This window comes from Streptomyces sp. NPDC029138 (assembly GCF_055564375.1).
Map to the genome: position 1 here is coordinate 193,948 of NZ_JBVHWM010000003.1, position 22,962 is coordinate 216,909.

At 71.4% G+C, this 22,962-nt stretch carries 17 protein-coding genes; 16 read left to right on the top strand and 1 reads right to left on the bottom strand.

Features of this window, described 5'->3' with window-relative positions; genetic code table 11:
- Positions 1 to 5: 5 nt before the first annotated feature.
- Positions 6 to 158 carry a hypothetical protein gene (locus tag ACZ4WH_RS04885; protein ID WP_468176642.1) on the bottom strand — a complete coding sequence of 51 codons (153 nt, stop codon included), beginning with the start codon at positions 156 to 158 and terminating at the stop codon, positions 6 to 8.
- A gap of 685 nt (positions 159 to 843) precedes the next feature.
- On the opposite strand from ACZ4WH_RS04885, the gene ACZ4WH_RS04890 reads away from it, so the two are divergent.
- From ACZ4WH_RS04890 to ACZ4WH_RS04965, 16 genes are all read left to right on the top strand, one after another.
- Positions 844 to 2,322, top strand: coding sequence for a sugar transferase (locus ACZ4WH_RS04890; RefSeq protein ID WP_468176644.1), 1,479 nt, complete (start codon positions 844 to 846; stop codon positions 2,320 to 2,322).
- 73 nt (positions 2,323 to 2,395) lie between these two features.
- Positions 2,396 to 3,721 (top strand): nucleotide sugar dehydrogenase, encoded by a 1,326-nt coding sequence (locus tag ACZ4WH_RS04895; protein ID WP_468176645.1) that lies wholly within the window; start codon positions 2,396 to 2,398, stop codon positions 3,719 to 3,721.
- Complete coding sequence (locus ACZ4WH_RS04900; protein ID WP_468176646.1) at positions 3,711 to 4,976, top strand: glycosyltransferase family 4 protein; 1,266 nt, start codon at positions 3,711 to 3,713, stop codon at positions 4,974 to 4,976. The genes ACZ4WH_RS04895 and ACZ4WH_RS04900 overlap by 11 nt, the downstream gene beginning before the upstream one ends.
- Positions 4,973 to 6,343, top strand: coding sequence for a Wzz/FepE/Etk N-terminal domain-containing protein (locus ACZ4WH_RS04905; RefSeq protein WP_468176647.1), 1,371 nt, complete (start codon positions 4,973 to 4,975; stop codon positions 6,341 to 6,343). The genes ACZ4WH_RS04900 and ACZ4WH_RS04905 overlap by 4 nt, the downstream gene beginning before the upstream one ends.
- The gene (locus ACZ4WH_RS04910; RefSeq protein WP_468176648.1) at positions 6,340 to 7,866 is read left to right on the top strand and encodes a Wzz/FepE/Etk N-terminal domain-containing protein; all 1,527 of its coding nucleotides are present in this window, start codon (positions 6,340 to 6,342) and stop codon (positions 7,864 to 7,866) included. Before ACZ4WH_RS04905 ends, ACZ4WH_RS04910 begins: the two co-directional genes overlap by 4 nt.
- Before the next feature lie 3 nt (positions 7,867 to 7,869).
- Positions 7,870 to 9,804, top strand: coding sequence for an asparagine synthase (glutamine-hydrolyzing) (gene asnB / locus ACZ4WH_RS04915; RefSeq protein WP_468176649.1), 1,935 nt, complete (start codon positions 7,870 to 7,872; stop codon positions 9,802 to 9,804).
- A gap of 17 nt (positions 9,805 to 9,821) precedes the next feature.
- The gene (locus ACZ4WH_RS04920; RefSeq protein WP_468176650.1) at positions 9,822 to 12,002 is read left to right on the top strand and encodes a bi-domain-containing oxidoreductase; all 2,181 of its coding nucleotides are present in this window, start codon (positions 9,822 to 9,824) and stop codon (positions 12,000 to 12,002) included.
- A complete protein-coding gene (locus ACZ4WH_RS04925) occupies positions 11,999 to 13,957 on the top strand; it encodes an alginate lyase family protein (protein ID WP_468176652.1) in 1,959 nt (652 codons plus the stop codon). Before ACZ4WH_RS04920 ends, ACZ4WH_RS04925 begins: the two co-directional genes overlap by 4 nt.
- 14 nt (positions 13,958 to 13,971) lie before the next feature.
- The gene (locus ACZ4WH_RS04930) at positions 13,972 to 15,507 is read left to right on the top strand and encodes a right-handed parallel beta-helix repeat-containing protein (protein ID WP_468176654.1); all 1,536 of its coding nucleotides are present in this window, start codon (positions 13,972 to 13,974) and stop codon (positions 15,505 to 15,507) included.
- 1 nt (position 15,508) lies between these two features.
- Entirely contained in the window at positions 15,509 to 16,747 is a 1,239-nt protein-coding gene (locus ACZ4WH_RS04935; protein WP_468176656.1) for an O-antigen ligase domain-containing protein, read from the top strand.
- 2 nt (positions 16,748 to 16,749) lie between these two features.
- On the top strand, positions 16,750 to 17,973 hold the full coding sequence (locus ACZ4WH_RS04940) for a glycosyltransferase (protein WP_468176658.1): 1,224 nt from the start codon (positions 16,750 to 16,752) through the stop codon (positions 17,971 to 17,973).
- Positions 17,974 to 19,209 (top strand): class I SAM-dependent methyltransferase, encoded by a 1,236-nt coding sequence (locus tag ACZ4WH_RS04945; RefSeq protein WP_468176660.1) that lies wholly within the window; start codon positions 17,974 to 17,976, stop codon positions 19,207 to 19,209.
- An 11-nt stretch (positions 19,210 to 19,220) separates the two neighbouring features.
- Positions 19,221 to 20,015, top strand: coding sequence for a glycosyltransferase family protein (locus ACZ4WH_RS04950; RefSeq protein WP_468176662.1), 795 nt, complete (start codon positions 19,221 to 19,223; stop codon positions 20,013 to 20,015).
- The gene (locus tag ACZ4WH_RS04955; protein WP_468176664.1) at positions 20,012 to 20,659 is read left to right on the top strand and encodes a PIG-L deacetylase family protein; all 648 of its coding nucleotides are present in this window, start codon (positions 20,012 to 20,014) and stop codon (positions 20,657 to 20,659) included. Before ACZ4WH_RS04950 ends, ACZ4WH_RS04955 begins: the two co-directional genes overlap by 4 nt.
- A 3-nt stretch (positions 20,660 to 20,662) precedes the next feature.
- The gene (locus ACZ4WH_RS04960; RefSeq protein WP_468176666.1) at positions 20,663 to 21,688 is read left to right on the top strand and encodes an NAD-dependent epimerase/dehydratase family protein; all 1,026 of its coding nucleotides are present in this window, start codon (positions 20,663 to 20,665) and stop codon (positions 21,686 to 21,688) included.
- Positions 21,676 to 22,959, top strand: coding sequence for a DUF4910 domain-containing protein (locus ACZ4WH_RS04965; protein ID WP_468176668.1), 1,284 nt, complete (start codon positions 21,676 to 21,678; stop codon positions 22,957 to 22,959). The genes ACZ4WH_RS04960 and ACZ4WH_RS04965 overlap by 13 nt, the downstream gene beginning before the upstream one ends.
- Positions 22,960 to 22,962 lie beyond the last annotated feature (3 nt).

A 22,962-nucleotide genomic window follows, 5' to 3' on the forward strand; every position in this document is an offset into this window, starting at 1 on the left:
GGCGTCTACGTGCCGTCGAGGGTGAGCCGGATGGGCGACGTGCCCGTGCCGTCGGAGGCGGCGGTCGGTGCCGAACTCGTCGGCGCGCGCTCCGGCGCGGGAGCGGAGGCCGACGAGTCGTGCGCGCGGGCACTGACGGCGGTGGCGGCGAGCAGCACGGCAACGAGGGCGGCGGGTGGTACGGGGGGCCGGTGTCACAAGGTGTCCAGTGTCGGTCGGGGAGGAGTTCGGCGGGCTCCCGGCCGCGGCACGGCCACAGGGTCCGAGCGGCACACACACATGGCGGCAGGTGCGAGAAGCGGAGAAACACGGTCCTCCTGCGGACGCCGCTTATGGGAGCGCTCCCATGGTGGGAGCGAGCTGACGCCCTGGCAATATCCCTGACCGCCAATAGCGTTGAGTCTCGGAGCGTGCGGTGGCGCAAAGGCACCCGTAGGCGGTCGTCGATCGGTGGATCGGGTCTCAAAGCTTGAGCACAAATTCCACACACCCCCTCTTCATATCGGTCCCGATGGTCTAGATTGACCGTGCTTCAGCTGATCGGACATGAGGCGACCAATTAATGATCTTTAGGTCCGGCGTTACGGCAAGCGAGCAGTCGCGTCCCCGGCGCCAGACGTGTGGATGATCAATTCGTGGAGCCCGAGAGGGAGCCTTGGGTGCGGGGGTCACCCGAGGTTTCGACGGGTTTCCGCGCGCCTTGAGTGTCTGAAACAGCCGGGATGGCATGTGCAGGGGGTGGGGGCCTCCTGAGGGGAGGAACAGTGCGGGGGGCGGGGGCCTCCCGAGGGGAGGAACAGTGTTAGGCGAACACGTCGAACCACTGGGACCTGGGGGGGTTCTGTGCGGCAAGGGGGACTTGTCAGCTCGTTTCCGTCGGCGCGCGGGCGTCTGGAAAACGGGGCAATCGGCCAGCCCGCGATCGACTGGGAGCAGCGGTATCGCCGTACCGTGATCATCAGCGATACCGTGGCCACCGCTTTCGTGGTGGCGGCGATCGGCAATTTCTTCGGGGCCCGGGACGCGGCCAACTGGCACGAGAAGTGGGGGATTCTCGCATTCGGCACCGAGTTGCTGGTGCTGGGGGCGCTTGGGGTGAGCCGGTCATGGGCTCCGGCCGTTCTCGGCCAGGGCGCCGAGGAATTCCGGCGACTCGGACGCTCACTGTTCACGGCGACCGTCGTACTGGCGCTCGGCGGGATCGCCCTCACCTCACGCAACATCAAACTCTGGATCTTCGTCGCGATCCCCGCGATCGCGCTCGTCACCATGACCGCGCGGTATGTGCTGCGCCTGTGGCTGCACAAACAACGGAAGGAAGGACGGTGCCTGAGACCGGTGCTCGCCGCCGGAAGCCCGGCCACCGTGCGCGACCTGATCAACCGGACCCGTAAGTTCCCGCACCTCGGCTGGCGCGTGGACGCGGTGTGCACGACGGACGGTCTCGGGCTCGACGGTGACGAACTGGACGGAGTGCCGGTCGTCGGTCAACTGGCGGACGTCGCCAAGCACGTCAGCCACGACGGCTACCGTGTCGTCGCGGTCACACCGGACCCGCACTGGTCACCGGTCCGGCTCCAGCGGCTGGCCTGGAACCTGGAAGGCAGCGACGCCGAGATGGTCGTGGCACCCGTGCTGATGGAGGTGGCCGGCCCCCGGCTGCACGTCGACGCGGTGCTCGGGATCCCGCTGCTGCGGGTCAGCATGCCGATCTTCACCGGGGGCCGCCGGGCGGTCAAAGAGGTCGTCGACAGGATGGGCGCGGCGATCCTGCTGGTGCTGTTCGCGCCGCTGATGGTGTTCGTCGGGCTGCTCGTGGTGGCGGACAGTCGGGGCGGGGCGTTCTACCGCCAGCGCAGGGTCGGCAAGGACGGCCGCGAGTTCACCATGTACAAGTTCCGCACCATGGTCACCGGTGCTGACGGGGCACGTGCCGGGCTGGCCCACCGCAACGAGGGCGCCGGTCCGCTGTTCAAGCTCCGCCGGGATCCGCGGGTGACCCGGGTGGGAGCGGTGCTGCGCCGGTACTCGGTCGACGAACTCCCGCAGCTTTTCAACGTGCTCACCGGATCGATGTCGCTCGTCGGTCCACGGCCTCCGTTGCCGGAGGAGTGCGCCGCGTACGGGCCGGACATCCGGCGGCGGCTGCTGGTGAAGCCCGGACTCACCGGTCTGTGGCAGATCAGCGGACGCAGCGACCTGTCGTGGGAGGAGGCGGTGCGGCTGGACCTGCGGTACGTGGAGGACTGGTCGCTCGCCCTGGACACAGTGATCTTGTGGAAGACGCTGCGTGCGGTGCTCTACGGGCAAGGCGCCTACTGATGCGCGCGGGCCGTCGTCCGGCCCGGCGCGCGGATCGCAGGCCAGGAGGCCTGCCTGGGGGGAGGAACGAGTCATGAGAGTCAGCGTTTTCGGGCTCGGCTACGTGGGCTGCGTGTCGGCCGCGTGCCTGGCCGGCATGGGTCACGAAGTCATCGGGGTGGACGTGAACCAGGTGAAGGTCGACCTGGTCAACGACGGCAAGGCCCCGGTGGTCGAGGAGCGGATCGGCGAGCTCGTCGCCGACGTCGTACGGACCGGGGCGTTGCGCGCCACCGGCGACGTCCGCGAGGCGATCATGGGCAGCGAGGTGTCACTGGTCTGCGTGGGCACGCCGTCGGAGCCCAACGGCAGCCTGTGCACCACGTACCTGGAGCGGGTCACCGAGCAGATCGGCGCGGCGCTGGCCGAGGGGGCGAAGCGGGGGGGCCGGCACACCGTCGTCTTCCGCAGCACCATGCTCCCGGGCACCTGCCTGAACCTGCTGGTACCGATCCTGGAGAAGTACGTCGGCGGTACGGCCGGGGTGGACATCGGGGTCGCGGTCAACCCGGAGTTCCTGCGCGAGGGCACGAGCGTGCGGGACTTCTTCGATCCGCCCAAGACGGTCATCGGCGAACTCGACCCGGCGAGCGGCGATGCGGTGACGGCACTGTACGACGGCTTGCCCGGCGAGGTGTTCCGGGTTCCGGTCCCGACGGCCGAGGCGATCAAGTACGCGGACAACGCCTTCCACGGGCTGAAGATCGGTTTCGCGAACGAGCTGGGCGCCGTGTGCCAGGCGCTCGGGGTGGACTCGCACCAGGTGATGGACGTGTTCCTGGCCGACCGCAAGCTGAACATCAGCCCCGCCTACCTGCGGCCCGGGTTCGCCTTCGGTGGCTCCTGCCTGCCCAAGGACCTGCGCAGCCTGGTCCACGCGGCCCAGCGGGCCGACGTCTCGGTGCCCATCCTCGCCCACGTGCTGCCCTCCAACTCCGACCATCTGCAACGCGCGGTGGAGCTGGTCGAGCGCACCGGCAAGCGCCGGGTGGGCCTGTTCGGGCTGTCCTTCAAACCCGGCACCGACGACCTACGCGAGAGCCCGCTGGTCGAGCTGGCGGAGCGGCTCTTCGGCAAGGGCTACGACCTGCGGATCCACGACGCCAACGTGAGCCTCTCCCGGCTGATCGGCGCGAACCGCGAGTACATCGAGACCCGGCTGCCGCACCTCGCGCAGCTGCTCGCGGACTCCGTCGACGAAGTGCTGGAGCACGCCGAGGTGTGCCTGGTCGGGACCAGGGACCCGGCCGTGCTGTCGGCGCTGCCCCATGGCGGCGGCCCGGTGATCGTCGACCTCGTCCGCCTTCCCGACGCCGAGGCGCGTCGGGCCGAACCGGGGTACGTGGGCCTTGCTTGGTGACCCGACCAGCGGCGACCGGCCGGACCGGCGCGCGCTGATCCTGGTGGAGAACCTGTCGGTGCCGTTCGACCGGCGGGTGTGGCAGGAGTGCACGACGCTGCGCGACGCGGGCTGGACGGTGCACGTCATCTGTCCCCGGGGGAGCAAGCGGGACACGGAGCCGGAGGCGGAGATCGACGGGGTGCGGATCCACCGCTACCCGTTGCGCGCGGCCACCGGAGGGCCGGCCGGCTACCTGCGGGAGTACGGATCGGCGTTGTGGCACACGGCCCGACTGGCCCGGAAGGTGGGCCCGGTCGACGTGGTCCACGCCTGCAACCCGCCCGACCTGCTGTTCCTGCCGGCCCTGTGGCTGAGGCGGCGCGGCGCGCGGTTCGTCTTCGACCAGCACGACCTGGTGCCCGAGCTGTACCTCTCCCGGTTCGGCCGCGGCGAGGATCTGCTCTACCGCGCCGTGTGCGTGCTGGAACGGCTGACCTACCGGGCAGCGGACGTCGTGCTCGCCACGAACGAGAGCTACCGGGACGTCGCGCTGCGCCGTGGCGGCCGACGCCCCGGGGACGTTTTCGTGGTGCGCAGCGCACCCGCGATCGAGCGGTTCCAACCGGTGCCGCCCGAGCTGGAGTTGAAGCGCGGCAAGCCTCATCTGCTGTGCTATCTCGGCGTCATGGGCCCGCAGGACGGCGTCGACTACGCCTTGCGCGCCCTCGCGAAGCTGCGCGACGAGTTCGGGCGGACCGACTGGCACGCGGTGTTCGTCGGCTCCGGCGACGCCTTCGACGCGATGGTGGAGCTGTCCCGGCGGCTCGGGCTCACGGAGCAGGTGCAGTTCACCGGGCGCGTTCCGGACGCCGACCTGGTGCGCTACCTGTCCACCGCGGACGTGTGCCTCTCCCCCGACCCACGGAATCCGCTCAACGACGTGTCGACCATGAACAAGGTCCTGGAGTACATGGCGATGGGCCGGCCGATCGTCTCGTTCGATCTGAAGGAGGCGCGCGTCTCCGCCGGTGACGCCGCCGTCTACGCGCCCGCCAACGACGAGGCCCAGTTCGCCAAGCTCATCGCGGTGTTGCTGGACGATCCGGAGAAGCGGGCCCGGATGGGCGAGATCGGCCAGGAGCGGATCAGCGGGCCGCTCTCCTGGCGGAACTCGCAGGCGTCGCTGCTCGCCGCCTACGCCGCTGCCTGCCGTGACCACGCTCCGGTGTCGGCGGGCGACCCGGGCCGGGCAGGGAAGAGGCCGCGCCGTTGAGCGATGACACGATACGCCTGGTCACGATCGGGCGGATACTCCGTCGGCGCTGGCGGTTCCTCGCCGTCCTCGCCATGGTGGGGGCGCTCGTCGGCTACGGCGCCTCTCTGCTGTTTCCGCCGCGGTACACGACATCGGCCTCGGTCCTGTTGCCCGGACAGTGGGAAGAGCGCGAACTGCTCACTCAGGTGGACATCGCGACCAGTTCGACGGTGATCGACCGCGCCGCGGCGGCGCTCGACTGGCCGGGCGTCAGCGGCGCCGAGCTGCGGGATCAAGTGACCGCCAAGGCCGCCGACGGGAACATCATCAAGATCTCGGGCACGGCCGACACCCCGGAGCGCGCGCAGCGGCTCTCCGACCAAGTGGCCGACCAGTTCGTCAAGTTCGCGGCGCGGATCGCGGGCGGCAGCACCGATTCCAAAGCGGCCACGGAGCCCGAGGTGCTGCGGAAGAAGGTGGAGGAGACCAACCGCCGCATCAGCGAACTGGCCGACGCGGCCGATCCGGGACAGACCGTGGAGAGCGTGCAGGTGCGCACCGAGCTCGAGAAGCTGCGCACGTCGCTCGAGGAGGCCATGACGAAGCTGGAGGAGGCCGATCCGGCGAACACCGTGGCCGGCATGGTCGTCATGGGGCCGGCGGCCCGCCCGACCGGCGAGGCGCCGCCGACCAGGACGCAGCTCGTCGCCGCCGGGGCGCTGCTGTTCTTCCTGCTCGCGGTCGTCGGCCATCTCGTCGCCGCACGGGCGAACCGCAGACTGCGCACCGAACCGGAGATCGCCGCGGCGCTGGGCTCGGCGCTCCTCGGCACCGTCGACGTGCCCGACGAACGGCGCGGCGGGCACCGGCCGGAAGACCGCGGCCCACGGGCCCTGATCCGCCGGCTCCTCGGCATCGACACCCGGTGGGACCTCCCTGCCCCGCAGACATCCGGCGACGAGGCCGGCCGACGGATCCGCTACCGGCGGGTGTGTGCACGACTCCGGTCCCGACTTCCCTCTCCAAGGCGGCTGTTGGCTGTCGTACCGGACGGCGACGAGATCGCCCGCCGGGCCGCCGAACAGCTCGCCGCCGAGGCCAGGAGCGACCCGCAGCTGCGGGTGGTGCGGGTCTCGGTGGACCGGCCGGTCGTGCCGGACCGCGACACCGAGTCCGGCGCCCTGGTCGTGCTCAGCGCGGGGAGCTGGACCGCGGAGGAGCTCGCCGGCATCGCCGAGGCGTGCGCGGACGGCCGGCACGAGGTCGTCGGCATCGTCGTCGCCGGCATGGTCCGGACCCGTCCGACGAGGACGGCCGGCCGTCCTTCGGACGAGGCCACCTTGGCGCTGGCGGTGCGCGGCCACGCGACGGGAGGTTCAGCGTGACGACGAGCACGACACCGGAGTCGTCGGCCACCACCCCGCTCCTCGACCTGCACGCGCTGGTGGTCGCGGTCCGCAGACGCCGCCGCCTGTGGTGCGCCATGGCGCTCCTCGGACTGCTGGCCGGCGCGGCCGTGGCGGTCCTGATGCCACCGCCCCCGACCGCGGTCACCAAGGTGCTGGTCGCGCACAAGGAGGACCAGCCGAACGACACCGGAACGCTGATCCGCACCGACGTCGAGGTGTTGGGGACCACGCGGATCGCCGAAAAAGCCCTGCGGTCCCTCCACTCGTCCGAAGACCCCGAAGACTTCATGCGGGACTACCGGGGCACCGGCGTCACCAACAACCTGCTGAAGATCACTGTGACGGGCGCCAGCGACGCGGAAGCGGTGGCCCGGGCCGGAGCGCTGGCCGACGCGTTCGTCGCGGACCAGGTGCGGAGGATGCGCGCGACCGCGAACGCCGAGGCCAGGGCCCTGCTCGACCAGCGTGACCGTATGAAGGACGAACTCGCCCAGGTCAACAAGGACATCGGAGACCGATCGCCGGAAACGGAGACCGACCCGGAGGAGTCGGCGAGCATCGAGTCGCTCTTCGCCCGCCGGGCCGAACTCACGACGCGGATCGCCGATTTCAACCAGCGCGCCGAGGAGGCGCGTGTCGGCACGCCCCAGGTCATCGCCGGCACGGAGATCGTGGACGCCCCGCGCCCGGTGAAGCACTCCCTGCCCAAGGCCGCCGCCACCGACGCCGCGATCGGGTTCGTCCTCGGCCTCGTCCTCGGGTTCGCCCTCGCCGCGGTCGGCGTCGTGGTCGCGGACCGCCCCGTGCTGCGCCGGGACATCGCGGCGAACCTCGGCGCCTCGGTCATGGCGGAGCTGCCCCGCCGGTCGGGCAGGCTCTTGCAGCGCCGACGGACCCGGCTGACACGCGAACGGCTCACCGCGCACCTCGCCCGCACCGTGCGCGGCTCCACGGAGCCGGTGTCGCTGCTGGAACTCGGCTGTGCGCGCAACACCAGCGTGATCGCCCTCGACCTCGCCAGGGCGATGGCGGCGGAGGGCGCGGTGACCGTCATCGACGGTCTGCCCGGCCCGCAGCTCGCGGACCGCCGCCCGAAGCCCGGAGACCCGACCGTGGTCAGCGGCGAACGTGCCGCGGCCGTGTCGCCTCAGGAGCGCCGGCTCGGCGTCGGCTCGGTGGCGCCCGGCACGGCGTGGACCGACCTCCGGTACCTCGGCACGCAGACCGTGCTCGTCGTGCGTGCCGGGCACGGCAGCGCCGCATGGCTGCACACCGTGGCGCGGCAGCTCGCGGACCAGCACATCGCGGTGATCGGTGTCGTGCTGATCGACCCCGATCCGCGGGACCGGACCGACGGCACGTTGTGGGACGGGCTGCACACCGCGCTGCGCGGCCGGGGCGAGCGGCCGGCCCAGCAGAACACCACGGGCCGGCGGCGGACGGAGCGACAGCCGATGTGGGCCGCGCGGGGCGCGGACAACGACCAGGAGGCGCGGTAGGACATGTGTGGCATCGCAGGTACTTACCGCTGGCCGGACGGCAAGATCGTGACCGACCGGCTCACCGATACCCTCGCCCACCGCGGTCCGGACGGGGCGGGCCGGTACAGCCACTTCGTCGGTGACGGCGACGTGCACCTCGGGCACCGCCGGCTGTCCATCATCGACCTGTCCGACACCGGGGCCCAGCCGATGGCCAAGGGCGGCCTCGCCCTGACGTACAACGGTGAGCTGTACAACGCGCCGGAGCTGCGTGCCGAACTGGCAGCCGCCGGGGTCCGCTTCCGCGGTACCTCCGACACCGAGGTGCTCCTCGAGGCCTGGCGGCGCTGGGGCACCGACTGCCTGCCCCGGCTGCGCGGCATGTTCGCGTTCGGCGTCTTCGACGAGCGGACCGGTGACCTGGTGCTCGCCCGCGATCAGCTCGGCATCAAGCCGCTGTTCCTGCTCCGGCGCGGCGAGGGTCTGGTGTTCGCCTCCGAGCTGAAGGCGCTCGCCGCCGTGACCGGCGGGTCGCTGGAGGTGGACCCTGCGGCACTGGTGGCCTCGCTGCTGTACTACTGGGTGCCGGACTCACGGTGCGCGTTCCGCGAGGCGGAGAAGCTGCCGCCGGGGAGCTGGCTGAGGTGCCGGCCCGACGGCCGGGTGGAGCGCGGCCGGTTCTGGAATCTGAAGGACGTCGCCGCCGAGGGCCGGGAGCGGGCCCGCTCCGGCGAGCGGCCGGACATCGCCGCCGTCGTCGAGGAGTCGACGCGGCGCCACCTGCTCTCCGACGTACCCGTGGCGACCTTCCTCTCCGGCGGCCTCGACTCCAGCTACCTGACCGCGCTGGCGGCCCGTCACCAGCCCGGGATCTCCGCCTACACGATCGGGTTCCGCGCCGAGGACGCCAGGTTCGAGGCGATGCCGGACGACCTGCGCTACGCCCGGCAGGTGGCCGAGCGGTTCGGCGTCGACCTGCACGAGATCGAGATCGCTCCCAACGTGCTCGACCTGCTGCCGCGGATGACCTACCACCTGGACGAGCCGATCGGCGACCCCGCCGCGATCAACACGTTCCTGATCTGCTCGGCCGCCCGGGAGGCCGGCGTCAAGGTGATGCTCTCGGGGATGGGCGCCGACGAGCTGTTCGCCGGGTACCGCAAGCACCTGGCCAACCTGATCGCGCTGCGCTACCAGCGCGTGCCCCGGCCCCTTCGGCGCGGGGTGTCCGCGGCCGTGGACCGGCTGCCGGTCGCCACGTCCCGTCGCGGGTACCGGTCGGTGCGCTTCGCGAAGCGGTTCCTCTCCTTCGCCGAGCTGCCGGAGGAGACCGCGTTCCGGCGCAGCTACACCATGTACGACCAGGATGAGCTGCTCGCCCTTCTCGATCCGGACCTGGCGGGGACGGTCGAGGACGTGCTGACCGAACACGCGGACGTCTATCAGGACAACGACCTGGACGACTTCGTCAACCGCATGTGCCTGACCGACGCCCGGATGTTCCTGCCGGGCCTGAACCTCGCCTATACGGACCGGTCGAGCATGGCCGCGTCGACCGAGGTGCGGGTGCCGTACGTGGACGTCGAGGTGGTGAAGGCGGCGTTCGCCGTGCCCGGCGAACGCAAGATCGCCGGACGGCAGGGCAAGGCCGTCCTCAAGGAGGCGGCCACGTCGGTCCTGCCCCGGGAGATCGTGTACCGGCCCAAGGGCCTGTTCAGCGCGCCGCTGCGCGCCTGGATGAGCCGGGACCTGGCACCGCTGGTGCGCGAGGTGGTCAACGACGGCATGCTCGTCCGCTCCGGGTTCCTGCGCCGCGACGCGCTTCAGCGGCTCGTCGCCGAGGACGCCGCCGGGCAGCGGGACTTCTCCAAGCATCTGTGGCATGTGCTGACCCTCGAGTACTGGTATCGCGACGCGACCTCTGGGTCCGGGCAGAGCACTCGGTTGACGGCTTAGGAATCAGAGGAGTTCGAGTGAAGCAGGTTGTACAGAACTACAAGAGCGGCGAGTTGGCGGTGCTCGACGTTCCGGTGCCGGGGTGCAAGCCGGGCGGTGTGCTGGTCCGCAGCGCCTACTCGCTGATCTCCACCGGGACCGAACTGATGAAGGTCTCCGAGGCCGGCATGTCGATGCTGGGCAAGGCCCGCTCCCGCCCGGACCAGGTGGCCAAGGTCATGCAGAGCGTGGCCACCAACGGGGTGCCGGCCACCTACCGCAAGGTGATGGGCAAGCTGGACTCCTACACGCCGCTGGGCTACTCGCTGTGCGGGGTGGTCGAGCAGGTCGGCACCGGGATCGACGATGTGAAGGTCGGCGACCTCGTGGCCTGCGCCGGCAACGAGCATGCCTTGCACGCGGAGCTGAACTGGGTGCCGAAGAACCTCTACGCCCGGGTTCCGGACGGGCTCGCGCCCAGGCACGCGGCCTTCGGCACCGTCGGGTCGATCGCCTTGCAGGGCGTCCGCCGAGGAGAGCCACAGCTGGGCGAGGTGGCACTGGTCATCGGCCTCGGACTGATCGGGCAGCTGGTGGTGCAGCTCCTCGCCGCCTCGGGAGTCCGCGTCGTCGGCGCCGACCCCGATCCGGTGCGCTGCGAGCTGGCCGAGCGCCTGGGCGCCGCGGCCTGCGGCGACCCCGCCTCCGCGGCCGTGGAGACCGCCGTCGCCGAACTCACCGGCGGCCACGGCGTCGACCAGGTGTACCTGGCCGCCGGCGGCGGCAGCAACCAGCCCGTCGAACTGGCCGCCAAGCTGAGCCGGGACCGCGGCCGGGTCGTCGACATCGGCAAGTGCCGTCTGGACCTGCCCTGGAACGCGTACTACGAGAAGGAGCTCGACGTCCGGTTCTCCCGCAGTTACGGCCCCGGGCGCTACGACCCGGAGTACGAGCTGGAGGGGCGCGACTACCCGATCGGCTACGTCCGCTGGACCGAGCGCCGCAACCTGGCGTGCTTCCTCGATCTCCTCGCCCGCGGCAGCGTCGACGTGGCACCCCTGGTCTCCCACGTCGCCGACTTCGACGACGCCGTAGAGACGTACCAGAGCCTGAAGGACGGCGCCCTGAAGGCCGTGGCTGTGCTGTTCCAGTACCCCCGACAGGAGGGGAAAGCGGAGGAAGCGGCAGCCCCGGCGGTGGCCGTGCCCGTGGTGAACGTGAAGCCGAGTCCGACCCGGGCCGCCAACACGCCGGTGCGGCTGGCGTTCGTCGGCGCCGGCAACTACGCGACGTCGATGCTGCTGCCGCACCTGGCACAGCGCGACGGCGTCGAGTTGTCGACCGTCGTCACCACGACGGCGCTGTCCGCGGCCAACGCGCAGCGGAAGTTCGGCTTCGCCCAGGCGACCACCGACCTCGACGCCGTGCTGGGCGACGAGTCCATCGACGCGGTGTTCGTCGTCACCCGGCACAGCTCGCACGCCGAACTGACCCGCAAGGCGCTGCTCGCCGGCAAGACCGTGTTCGTGGAGAAGCCCCTGGCCCTTACCGAGGAGGAGCTGGCCGGCGTCCTCGCGGCGGTGGAGGAGTCCGGCAACGACCGGCTACAGGTGGGCTTCAACCGCCGGTTCGCGCCACTGCTGCGGGAGGCCAGGCAGCGGTTCGGCGCCCGGACCGGACCGGCCAACCTGCGCTACCTGGTCAACGCGGGCCGCCTCGACCACGGCAGCTGGTACCTCCAACAGGGCACCGAGGGCTCGCGGTTCGCCGGCGAGGGCGGGCACTTCATCGACACGGCGAGCTGGCTGCTCGACGCCGACCCGGTCTCGGTGTACGCGGTCGCCCCGTCCGGCAACGAGGACCTCCAGGTCGTGCTGCGCTACCCGGACGGGTCCACCGCCACCATCGGCTACGTCACCAGTGGCCCGGCCGGTTTCCCCAAGGAGACACTGGACCTGGTCGCGGACGGCAAGGCGCTGCGGCTCGACGACTTCGTCCGTGCCACTGTGTACGGCCGCAAGCGGTGGGTCAGTTCTCGGCTGCCCAAGGCCCGCGACAAGGGCCAGAACGCCGAACTGGCCGCGTTCGTCAGGGCCGTGCGGACGGGTGGGCCGATGCCGGTGCCGCTTCAGTCGCTGGTCGCCACCACCGCGGCCACCCTCGCCGTGCAGACCGGCCTGACCGGCGGTGCGCCGGTGACGTTGGCGAGGGCCCGATGACCATGAGCGCCGGCTGGTACCTGCGGCGGCTGTCCCGGATGGGACCGCGTGAGGTCGGCGGCCGGGTGGGCGACGCGGTGCGCAGGCGACGGTGGCGGTCGGCGCGGGCGCACTGCCCGAGCGTGACCGGCGCCCGGTTCACGGCGGTACTGCCCGCCGGGACGTTCGCCGCAGTACCGCCGGACGCCGCGAAACGCCTCATCGCGGAGGCGGACCGGCTGATGGCCGGGCACGCCGAGTACTTCGGGGTGGTCCGTGACGACCTCGCCGACCCGGACTGGTGGTACGACCCGAAGACCGGGCGCCGGGCTCCGGGGGCCTACGCCTTCGACGTGCCGTACCGGAACGAGGACGCGGTCGGGGACATCAAGCAGATCTGGGAGCCGTCCCGGCACCAGTACCTCACCGTGCTCGCCGCCGCCTACGCGATCACCGGGAAGGAGCGGTACGCCGAGCGCGTGGCCGAGCACCTGCGGTCGTGGTGGACGGCCAACCCACCACTGCGCGGCGTGCACTGGATCAGCGGCATCGAGCTGGGCACCAGGCTGCTGTCCTGGGTGTGGATCCGCCGGCTGCTCGACGGCTGGCCGGGCGCGGCCGGGCTGTTCGAGGACAACCCGGTGGCGCTGAACCAGATCTGGCACCACCAGCGCTGGCTGGCCGCCTTCCCCAGCCGGGGGTCTTCGGCGAACAACCACGTCATCGCCGAGGCCGCCGGGCAGTTCGCCGCGGCCTGCGCGTTCGGGTGGTTCCCGTCCTCGGCGCGTTGGCGATCCGACGCGCTGCGGTCGCTGGAGCGGCACCTGCGCGGCAACACCTTCGGCTCCGGCCTCAACCGCGAGCTGGCCACCGAGTATCACGGACTGGTGCTGGAGCTCGGTCTGGCCGCGGTGGCCGAGGCGGATGCCGCCGGAGTGCCGGTCCCCGCGTCGATCCGGCTGGTGCTGCTGCGGATGACCGACGCGCTCGCGGCCATCGTGGACAACCGGCTGCGGCCGCCGCGCCAGGGGGACGCGGACGACGGGCACGGTCTGGTCGTGGACGGCGCGGGCACCGACCGCTGGGCCTCGCTGCTGGCCACGGGGGACGCCGTGTTCGGCCGGCTCGCCTGGTGGCCGGGAGTGACCGGCACCGATGTGCGCACCCCGCTGCTGGCCGCGCTCATCCGGCCGTACTCGAAGAACGGAACCGCACCGGCCGTGTCCCGCCCGGCAGGCCGACCGGCCCACTTCGCCGACGCGGGGCTCACCATCCTGCGCGGCCCGGAGGAGATCTGGTGCCGCTGCGACGGTGGTCCGCACGGCTTCCTGTCCATCGCCGCGCACGCCCACGCGGACGCGCTGTCCGTCGAGGTCCGGCACGACGGGGTCGACGTGCTCGCCGACCCGGGGACGTTCTGCTACCACGGGCAGCCCGAGTGGCGGCAGTACTTCCGGTCGACGCTCGGCCACAACACCCTGCAACTGGACGGCGGTGACCAGTCCGTCTCCGGCGGCCCGTTCCTGTGGACCCAGCATGCCCAGAGCCGCGTCCTGGTCGCGGACACCTCCGGCGAGGGGGTGACCCGCTGGTGCGCCGAGCACGACGGTTACCGGCCCTCCGTGCACCGCCGCCGGGTGGAACTGACGGCCGCCGAGCGGGAGTTGAGGGTGATCGACGAGGTGCGCGGCCCGCGCCGGGCCGTGCGGCTGGCGTTCCACCTCGGCCCGGCGATCGCCGCGGACCTGGTGGGGAACCGGGCACGGCTCACCTGGACCCGGGACGGCGAGGACCGCTCCGCGGTGCTCGTCCTGCCCGGGGAACTGTCCTGGCGTGCGCATCGCGGCGGGACCGAGCCGCCGCTGGGCTGGTACTCCGAAGGATTCGGGCGCAAGGAACCCACCACCACGCTGGTCGGCACCGGTGTTGCCGACGGCGTGCGGGGGTTCACCACCGTACTGACGTTCCGCGGTTAGGGGGGAGGGGACCCGTGGGGATCAAGTGCCGGCGTCGGGCGTTGCCCGCGGCACCGCTGGCGCTGGCCCTCCTGGCGGCGACCGGCTGTACGAGCTCGCCGGACACACCGGGGAGACCGGCCGCCGCGCCGTCCCGGTCCGGGGCCGCGTCAGGCGTGGCCCGGGTGTGCGCCAAGCCCGAGGCCGGGCCCGCCGAGGCGCCGGCGGGCGCGGTGACGGTCGACCCCGACGTGGTCGGTGACCTGGCTGAGAAGACGAAGAGCAATCCCCCTGGCACCACGTTCTGGCTGCGACCGGGCACGCATCGGCTCGAACCGGAGCGCTACGCCCAGGTCATGCCCAAGAAGGGGAACCGCTACCTCGGCGCGCCGGGCGCGGTTCTCGACGGCGGGAAGAAGAACGCGTACGCGTTCAGCGGCACCGCCCGCGACGTCACCATCCGCTACCTGACCGTGCAGCGCTTCGTCGCACCGACCGACGAGGGCGTGGTCAACCACGACATGGCCGACGGGTGGGTGATCGAGCACGACACGATCCGGAACAACGACGGCGCCGGGCTGATGGCCGGGGCCCGCCAGCAGGTCCGCGCCAACTGCTTGCGCGACAACGGCCAGTACGGAATGAACGCGTACAAGACCGGCAACACCATCCGTGACCTGGTGGTCGAGGGCAACGAGGTCGTCGGCAACAACACCGGCGACTGGGAGCGGCGCAAGCCCGGCTGCGGCTGCACCGGAGGCATCAAGTTCTGGGCCGTCGACGGCGCCGAGGTACGCGGCAACTGGGTGCACGACAACCGCGGGGCCGGGTTGTGGGCGGACACCAACAACAACGACTTCCGCATCGAGGACAACCTGATCGAGGAGAACGACGGTGCCGCGCTGATCTACGAGATCAGCTACAACGCGGTCATCCGGAACAACACGATCCGGCGGAACAACTGGGTCGAGGGCCGCAGGTCCGCCGAGCACGGCGACGACTTCCCGTTCGCGACCCTCTACCTGTCCGAGGCCGGTGGCGAACCACGCGTCGAAGCCCGCACGGACAAGATCGACGTCTACCGGAACGTGCTGGAGAACAACTGGAACGGGATCACCCTGTGGGAGAACGCCGACCGGTTCTGCAACAGTCCGGCCAACACCTCGTCCGGTGACTGCACGCTGCTGGTGAAGGACAAGGACCGCTGCGTGAAACCGGCGATCGCCGGCGCGCCGCTGTACGCGGACTGCCGGTGGAAGACGCAGCGGGTGGACATCCACGACAACCGCTTCGTCCTGGACAAGTCCGTCGTCAAGTGCGCGGAGAGGTGCGACCGCATGGCGGTGCTCGCCAACTACGGCACCTATCCGGACTGGTCGCCGTACAAGGGCAAGCGGGTGGCCGAGGCGATCACCCTCAAGCAGCACAACCGCTGGCACGACAACACCTACCGCGGACCGTGGCAGTTCGTCGTCGAGGACCCGAGCCGGGTGCTCGACCCATGGCAGTGGCAGGGCCCGCCGTACCGGCAGGACGCGGGCAGCACCTTCCCGAAACGGGCTGGTGGTTGAGATGGACCGTGACCCCGCCACCACACCGAAGGCCGTCGGGATCGTCTGGCTGCTGCTGGGCCTCAACACGCTCGGCTCCGCCGGGGCCAAGACCATCGTCCAGCTGCCTCGCTCCCTCATCCAGCTGGTCACCATGGGCTCACTGGTCGTCGCGTTCGCGCTGGCGCTCGCGCTCAACCCACGGCTGCGCATCAGACCCAACGCCTTCGTGTTCCTGCTCACCCTGCTGCTGGTGCCGAGCGTGATCTCCAGCGTGCACCTGGAGTCCGGGTTCGGCGCGCTGTTCCGCTGCACCCGGCTGGCCCTCTTCGTCAGCACACTCTGGCTGGTGAGCCGCTGGTGGGACGGCAGTCTGACGTTCGTCCGCCACCACATCAGGATGTACTTCGCGGTGCTCGTGTCGGTGGCCGCGGGCCTGGCCATCTCACCGGGCGCCGCCATGCCCGAGCTCTACGGCGGACGCCTCGTCGGCGCGCTGTGGCCGCTCACCCCGCCGCAGATCGGGCAGTACACGGCGGTGATCACCGGGCTGACCGTGCTGCTTCTCCTGGGCCGCCAGGTCGACAAGGCCGGTGCGGCGGTGGTCATCGTTCCGTCCCTCGTCCTGCTCGCGCTCACCCACACCCGGACGGCCACCGTCGGCCTGCTCGCCGGGTTGGCACTGGCGATCGGCTCGCTCATCCTCACCAGCGCCGCGGCCCGCCGCTTCTTCACCTGGGCGGTGCTGTGCGCCACGGTGGCCGCGGTGGGGTTCGCCTCCGCGCTCCAGGCGTGGTTCCTGCGCGGACAGAGCAAGGAGAACTTCTCGAGCCTCACCGGTCGGGCCAAGGTCTGGAACGCCCTGCTGGCGGCGCCCCGGACGACCGCGGAGCAGCTCTTCGGCAAGGGCCTGGGCGACAAGTCGTTCGGCGGGCTGCCGATCGACAACAGCTGGCTGGCCGTCTACAACGAGCAGGGTCTGATCGGTGTCGCCCTCGTGGCGGCCGTCATCCTCGTGCTCGGCGGCGTCGCGCTGCTGCGGCCGCCGTCGCTGCCGAGGGCCTGCGCGCTGTTCCTGATCAGCTACGTCGCGATCTCGTCGTACACGGAGGCCGGCCTCGGCGACGCCTCGCCGTATCTGCTGCATCTGGCCCTGGCCGCCTCGCTGCTCACGGCGCCCGCCGCGGCCACGCCGATCTCCACACCCCCAGTCCCACGACCAGGTATCCCGCGCTGGGCCCGGGATCGGGAGGTGAGCTGACCATGCACGTCCTCGTGGTGCACAACCGCTACTCCTCGGCGCAGCCGAGCGGCGAGAACCGGGTCGTCGACGAGGAGGTGGAGCTGCTGCGCGCGGCCGGCCACCGGGTCGAGGTGTTCGAGCGGCGCAGCGACGACATCGCCGGCCGGTCCCTGCTCGGCAAGGTCGCGGTGCCGCTGCTGGTGCCGTGGAACCCGGCGGTCCGCTCAAAGCTCACCGCCAAGCTCCGCGCCGAGCGGCCGGATGTGGTGCACGTCCACAACGTCTTCCCGCTCCTGTCGCCCGCGGTCCTCGCCGCCTGCGCCGACGCCGGCGTGCCCGTCGTCGCCACGCTGCACAACTACACCCAGATCTGCCCGCCCGGCACGCTGCGACGGAACGGCCGGCTGTGCACCGAGTGCGTCGGCTCGGCGACGCCGCTGCCCGCCGTCCGGCACGGCTGCTACCGGGGCTCCCGTCTCGCGACGGTGCCGCTCGCGGTGAGCCTGTCGGTCAACCGGCGGCGGTGGTGGTCCGGCGTGGAGCGGTTCTTCTGCATCTCCGAGGCGCAGCGCGACGTCCTGGTGCGGTCTGGCATGCCGGCCGAGTTGCTGACGGTGAAGCACAACTTCGTACCCGACCCCGGCGCCTGCCGGGTGGGCGACGGAGAGCAACTGCTCTTTCTCGGCCGGCTCGCGGAAGCCAAGGGGGTGCGGCTGCTCATGGCCGCGTGGGACGAGGTCGCGGCGGACGGCGGTGTGGGCGTGCCGCTCGTGCTCGCCGGCGCGGGGCCGCTGGAGCGAGAGGTGACCGCGTGGGCGGCGGGCAGGGACGACGTGCGGTACTCCGGTCTGCTCGACCCGGCCCAGGTCCGGCAAGCGGTCGCGCGATCGGTCGCCGTGGTGGCTCCGTCGGTGGCCATGGAGACGTTCGGCCTGGTGGTCGCGGAGGCGATGGCGGCGGGGGTGCCGGCTGTCGCCGCCGGTCACGGCGCCTTCGTCGAACTCGTCGAGGACGGGGTGACCGGGCTGCTGCACCGGCCGGGCGAGCCCGCCTCGCTCGCGTCCTGCATACGCCGGATCGCGGCCGGACCGGACGGCAACCGGGAGATGGGGCAGGCGGCCCGGCGCCGTTACGAGAAGTGCTTCAGCCCGGCCGTCGGGCTGGAGCGCCTGGAGGAGGAGTACCGCGCCGCGATCGCGGGGCGGACGCAGTCCATGGGGGACGGAATCAATGGGGGGCACTAGATGACACGATGCCGACTCTGCGGCTCGGCGACGCTGGCGAGCGTCGTCGACCTGGGGGCGACGCCGCCGTGCGAGAGCTTTCTCGCCGCGGACCAACTTGACCAGCCGGAGCCCACGTACCCGCTGCACCTGCGGGTCTGCACCGACTGCTGGCTCGCGCAGATCCCGCCGCTGATCACGCCGGAGGAGACGTTCAAGGAGTACGCGTACTTCTCCTCGTACTCGACGTCCTGGGTGGAGCACGCGCGCATGTTCGTCGCCGACGCCGTGCGGCGGGTGGGGCTCGGCCCGGGCGCGTTCGTGGTGGAGGTCGCGAGCAACGACGGATACCTGCTGAAGCACGTGGTGGACCGGGGGATCCGCTGCCTCGGCATCGAGCCGTCGGTGAACGTCGGCGCCGCGGCGCGCGATGCGGGTGTGCCCACGCTCACGGAGTTCCTGAGCCCGGACACCGGTGCGGCGGTCCGCGACGAGTACGGCCCGGCGAACCTGGTCGTGGCCAACAACGTGTACGCGCACATCCCCGATGTCGTCGGGTTCAGCCAGGGGCTGCGCGCCCTGGTCGCGGACGACGGCTGGGTCTCGATCGAGGTGCAGCACCTGCTGACCCTGATGGAGGAGAACCAGTACGACACGATCTACCACGAGCACTTCCAGTACTACACGGTCGCTTCCGCGATCCGGGCCCTGGAGAGCGGCGGACTCGCGCTCGTGGACGTCGAGTTGCTGCCCACGCACGGCGGCTCCGTCCGGCTGTGGGCCCGGCCGGCCGAGGTGGCGGGCGAGCCGACCTCGCGGGTGGCCGACGTGCTGGCCCGGGAGAAGGCCGCCGGGCTCCAGGAGCTGTCCGGGTACACCGAGTTCTCCGCCCGGGTGGCCAAGGTGCGCCGGGACCTCCTCGCGTTCCTCGTCGGGGCGGCCGAGCGCGGCGAGACGGTCGTCGGCTACGGCGCCCCGGGCAAGGGCAACACCCTGCTCAACCACTGCGGCATCCGGCCCGACCTGCTCGCGTACACGGTCGACCGCAACCCGTACAAGCACGGCAGGTTCACCCCGGGCACCCGCGTCCCGATCCTGCCGCCGGAGCGGATCGCCGCCGACAAGCCGGACTACGTGCTCGTCCTCCCGTGGAACCTGCGGGCCGAACTGGTCGAGCAGCTGTCCTACGTGCACGACTGGGGTGGCCGGCTGGTTTTTCCCATCCCGGAACTGAGCATTGTCGAGGTCGCGTCTTGAAAGGTCACAGCATGAAGGTCGTCCTGTTCTGCGGCGGTTACGGGATGCGGATGCGCAGCGGAGCCTCCGACGACGTGCCCAAGCCGATGGCGATGGTCGGCCCGCGACCGCTGATCTGGCACGTCATGCGCTACTACGCGCACTTCGGGCACACGGAGTTCATCCTGTGCCTCGGGTACGGGGCCCACCACATCAAGGACTTCTTCCTGAACTACGAGGAGACGACGTCCAACGACTTCGTGCTGCGCAACGGGCGGACCGAGCTGCTGTCCACCGACATCTCGGACTGGACGATCACGTTCGCGCAGACCGGCATCGAGTCACCGATCGGGGAGCGGCTGCGCCGGGTGCGGCACCACCTGGACGGCGACGAGATGTTCCTCGCCAACTACGCCGACGTGCTCACCGACGCCCCGCTGCCGGAGATGATCGAGAACTTCGCCCGGCGTGACGCCGGTGCGTCGATGATGGTGGTGCCGCCGCAGTCGTCGTTCCACTGCGTCGACCTGGGCGAGGACGGTCTGGTCGGAGGCATCACCGCGGTGAGCGAACTGCCGCTGTGGGAGAACGGCGGCTACTTCGTGCTCCGCCAGGAGATCTTCGACCACATCCCCGAGAACGGGGACCTGGTCGCCGACGGATGCGCCCAACTGGCCAAGAGCGGCCGGCTGGTGGCGCACCAGCACCGCGGCTTCTGGAAACCGACCGACACCGTGAAGGAGCGGGCCGCACTCGACGCCGCCTACGCCCGGGGCGACCGCCCGTGGGCCGTGTGGGAACGGGACAGCGCGGCGGTGAGCGCGTGATCCGGCTCGGGGCGGGGCGCCTGGACCGGATCGTCGCGGTGGGCGCGCACTGTGACGACATCGCCATCGGCGCCGGCGGCACGCTGCTGACGCTGTGCCACGCGCGGCCGGGTGTCCGTGTCGACGCGCTGGTACTCTCCGGCGGCGGCAGTGAGCGCGAGCAGGAGGAGGCGGCCGCGCTCGCCGCCTTCTGCCCGGGCGCCGACCTGCGGCTGACTGTGCACAAGCTGCCGGACGGCCGGCTTCCCGCGCACTGGGAGGAGGCCAAGTCCGCCGTCGAGGAGCTGCGCGAGCGGACCGACCCGGATCTGGTCCTCGCCCCACGCACCGATGACGCGCACCAGGACCACCGCGGCCTGGCGCGGCTGATACCGACCGCGTTCCGCGACCACCTGGTCCTCGGCTACGAGATCGTCAAGTGGGACGGCGATCTCGGCCGACCGGCCGCCTACCAGCCGCTGTCGCCGGAGATCGCCGAAGAGAAGGTCCGGCTGCTCCAGGAGCACTACCCCTCGCAGCGGCACCGGCCCTGGTACGACCGGGAAGCCTTCCTCGGCCTGGCCCGGATCCGCGGCATCGAATGCCACGAGCGCTACGCCGAGGCGTTCGCCGTCACCAAACTCACGCTCGACCTGGGGGACTGAACCTTGCGCGTACTGCTCACCGGGCACCAGGGCTACCTGGGCACCGTCATGGCCCCGGTCCTCACGGCCGCGGGGCACGAGGTCGTCGGCCTCGACGCCGGCCTGTTCGCCGACTGCGTCCTCGGCCCGACGCCCGCCGACCCGCAGGGGCACCGGGTGGACCTGCGCGACGTCACGGCCGACCACCTGGCCGGGGTGGACGCCGTGATCCACCTCGCCGCGCTCTCCAACGACCCGCTGGGATCGCTGGCGCCGGAGCTCACCTACGACATCAACCACCACGCGTCCGTACGGCTGGCCCGGCTGGCCCGCGACGCCGGAGCGCGGCGCTTCCTGTACGCGTCGACCTGCTCGGTCTACGGCGCCGCCGGCGGCGACCACCTGGTCGCCGAGGACGCCCCGCTGCGCCCGGTGACGCCGTACGCGGAGTCCAAGGTGCGGGTGGAGGACGACCTGCACGCCCTGGCCGACGGCGACTTCACCCCGGTGTACATGCGCAACGCCACCGCCTTCGGCTACTCGCCCCGGCTGCGCGCCGACATCGTGCTCAACAACCTGGTGGGCCACGCACTTCTGTCCGGCGAGGTCCTCGTGCTGTCCGACGGCACTCCCTGGCGCCCGCTGGTGCACGCCGCCGACATCGCACGGGCCTTCACAGCCGCGCTGACCGCGCCTCGGGAAGTGGTGCACGACCGGGCGTTCAACATCGGCAGCGAGACCAACAACGTCACCGTCGCCGAGATCGCCGGGCAGGTCGCCGAGGCGGTGTCCGGGGCGAAGGTGGTGATCACCGGGGAGACCGGTGCCGATCCACGGTCGTACCGGGTGGACTTCTCCCGCTTCCGCGCCGCGGTGCCCGGCTTCGACTGCGAGTGGACGGTGAAGCGGGGCGCACTCGAACTCGCCGACGCCTACCGGAAGTTCGGCCTGACCCGGGAGGACTTCGAGCAACGCTTCACCCGCCTCGCCGTGCTGCGCGCGGCGTCCGGGTCCGGCGCCGTCGACGACACCCTGCGGTGGCGCCCGTGACCGGGATCGGCGAGGAGATGTACGCGCTGGTGGAGCGGATGTACCCGCTGTGCCGGAGCATCACCGGCGACGGTGTGCGCGCCACCCTGGACATCGTCGGGGAGTACATCCCGCTCCAGAGGCACGAGGTGCCGACCGGCACGCAGGTGCTCGACTGGACCGTGCCGCAGGAGTGGAACATCCGCGACGCGTACATCGCCGACACCGCCGGGAACCGGGTCGTCGACTTCGCCGCGTCCAGCCTGCACGTGCTCGGCTACAGCGTGCCGGTGTCGGCGACCATGCCGCTGGCCGAACTGCGCGGACATCTGCACACCCTGCCGGAGCACCCGGACCGGGTGCCGTACCGCACCAGTTACTACAAGCCGGAATGGGGGTTCTGCCTGGCCCAGGAGACCCTGGACGCGATGCCGGACGGCGAGTACGAGGTCCGCATCGACTCCACCCTCGCGGACGGCCACCTCACCTACGCCGAGCACGTCGTCCCCGGGCAGGTCCCCGACGAGGTGATCGTCTCCTGCCACGTCTGCCACCCGTCGCTGGCCAACGACAACCTGGCCGGCATCGCGGTCGCGACGTTCCTGGCCCGGGCGCTGGCCCGGCGAACGCCGTACTACACCTACCGGTTCGTCTTCGCGCCCGGCACCATCGGGGCGATCACGTGGCTGGCCCGCAACGCCGAGCGGGTGGATCGGGTCAAGCACGGTCTGGTGCTGGCCTGCGCCGGTGACGCGGGTCAGCTGACGTACAAGCGGAGCAGGCGCGGCGACGCGGAGATCGACCGGGTGATGCGGCACGTACTGGCCGCCTCCGCACGCCCGCACCGCGTCACCGAGTTCACGCCGTACGGCTACGACGAGCGGCAGTACTGCTCGCCCGGGTTCGACCTCGGCGTGGGCTCGCTCACCCGGACCCCGTACGCGGGCTATCCCGAGTACCACACCTCGGCGGACAACCTGGACTTCGTCTCCCCGGAGGCGATGGCCGACACACTCGCCGTCTGCCGCGAGGCGTTCGCCGTCCTCGACCGCAACCGGCAGTACGTCAACCTGAGCCCCTACGGCGAACCGCAGTTGGGCCGACGCGGCCTGTACGACGCGCTCGGCGGCCGCAGCGACACCAAACAGGCCCAGATGGCCATGCTCTGGGTGCTCAACCTCTCCGACGGCGAGCACAGTCTGCTCGACGTCGCCGAGCGGTCCGGGCTGCCCTTCGACACCGTCGCCGCCGCGGGCGACGCCCTGCACGGCGCCGGGCTGATCAAGGCATGACGC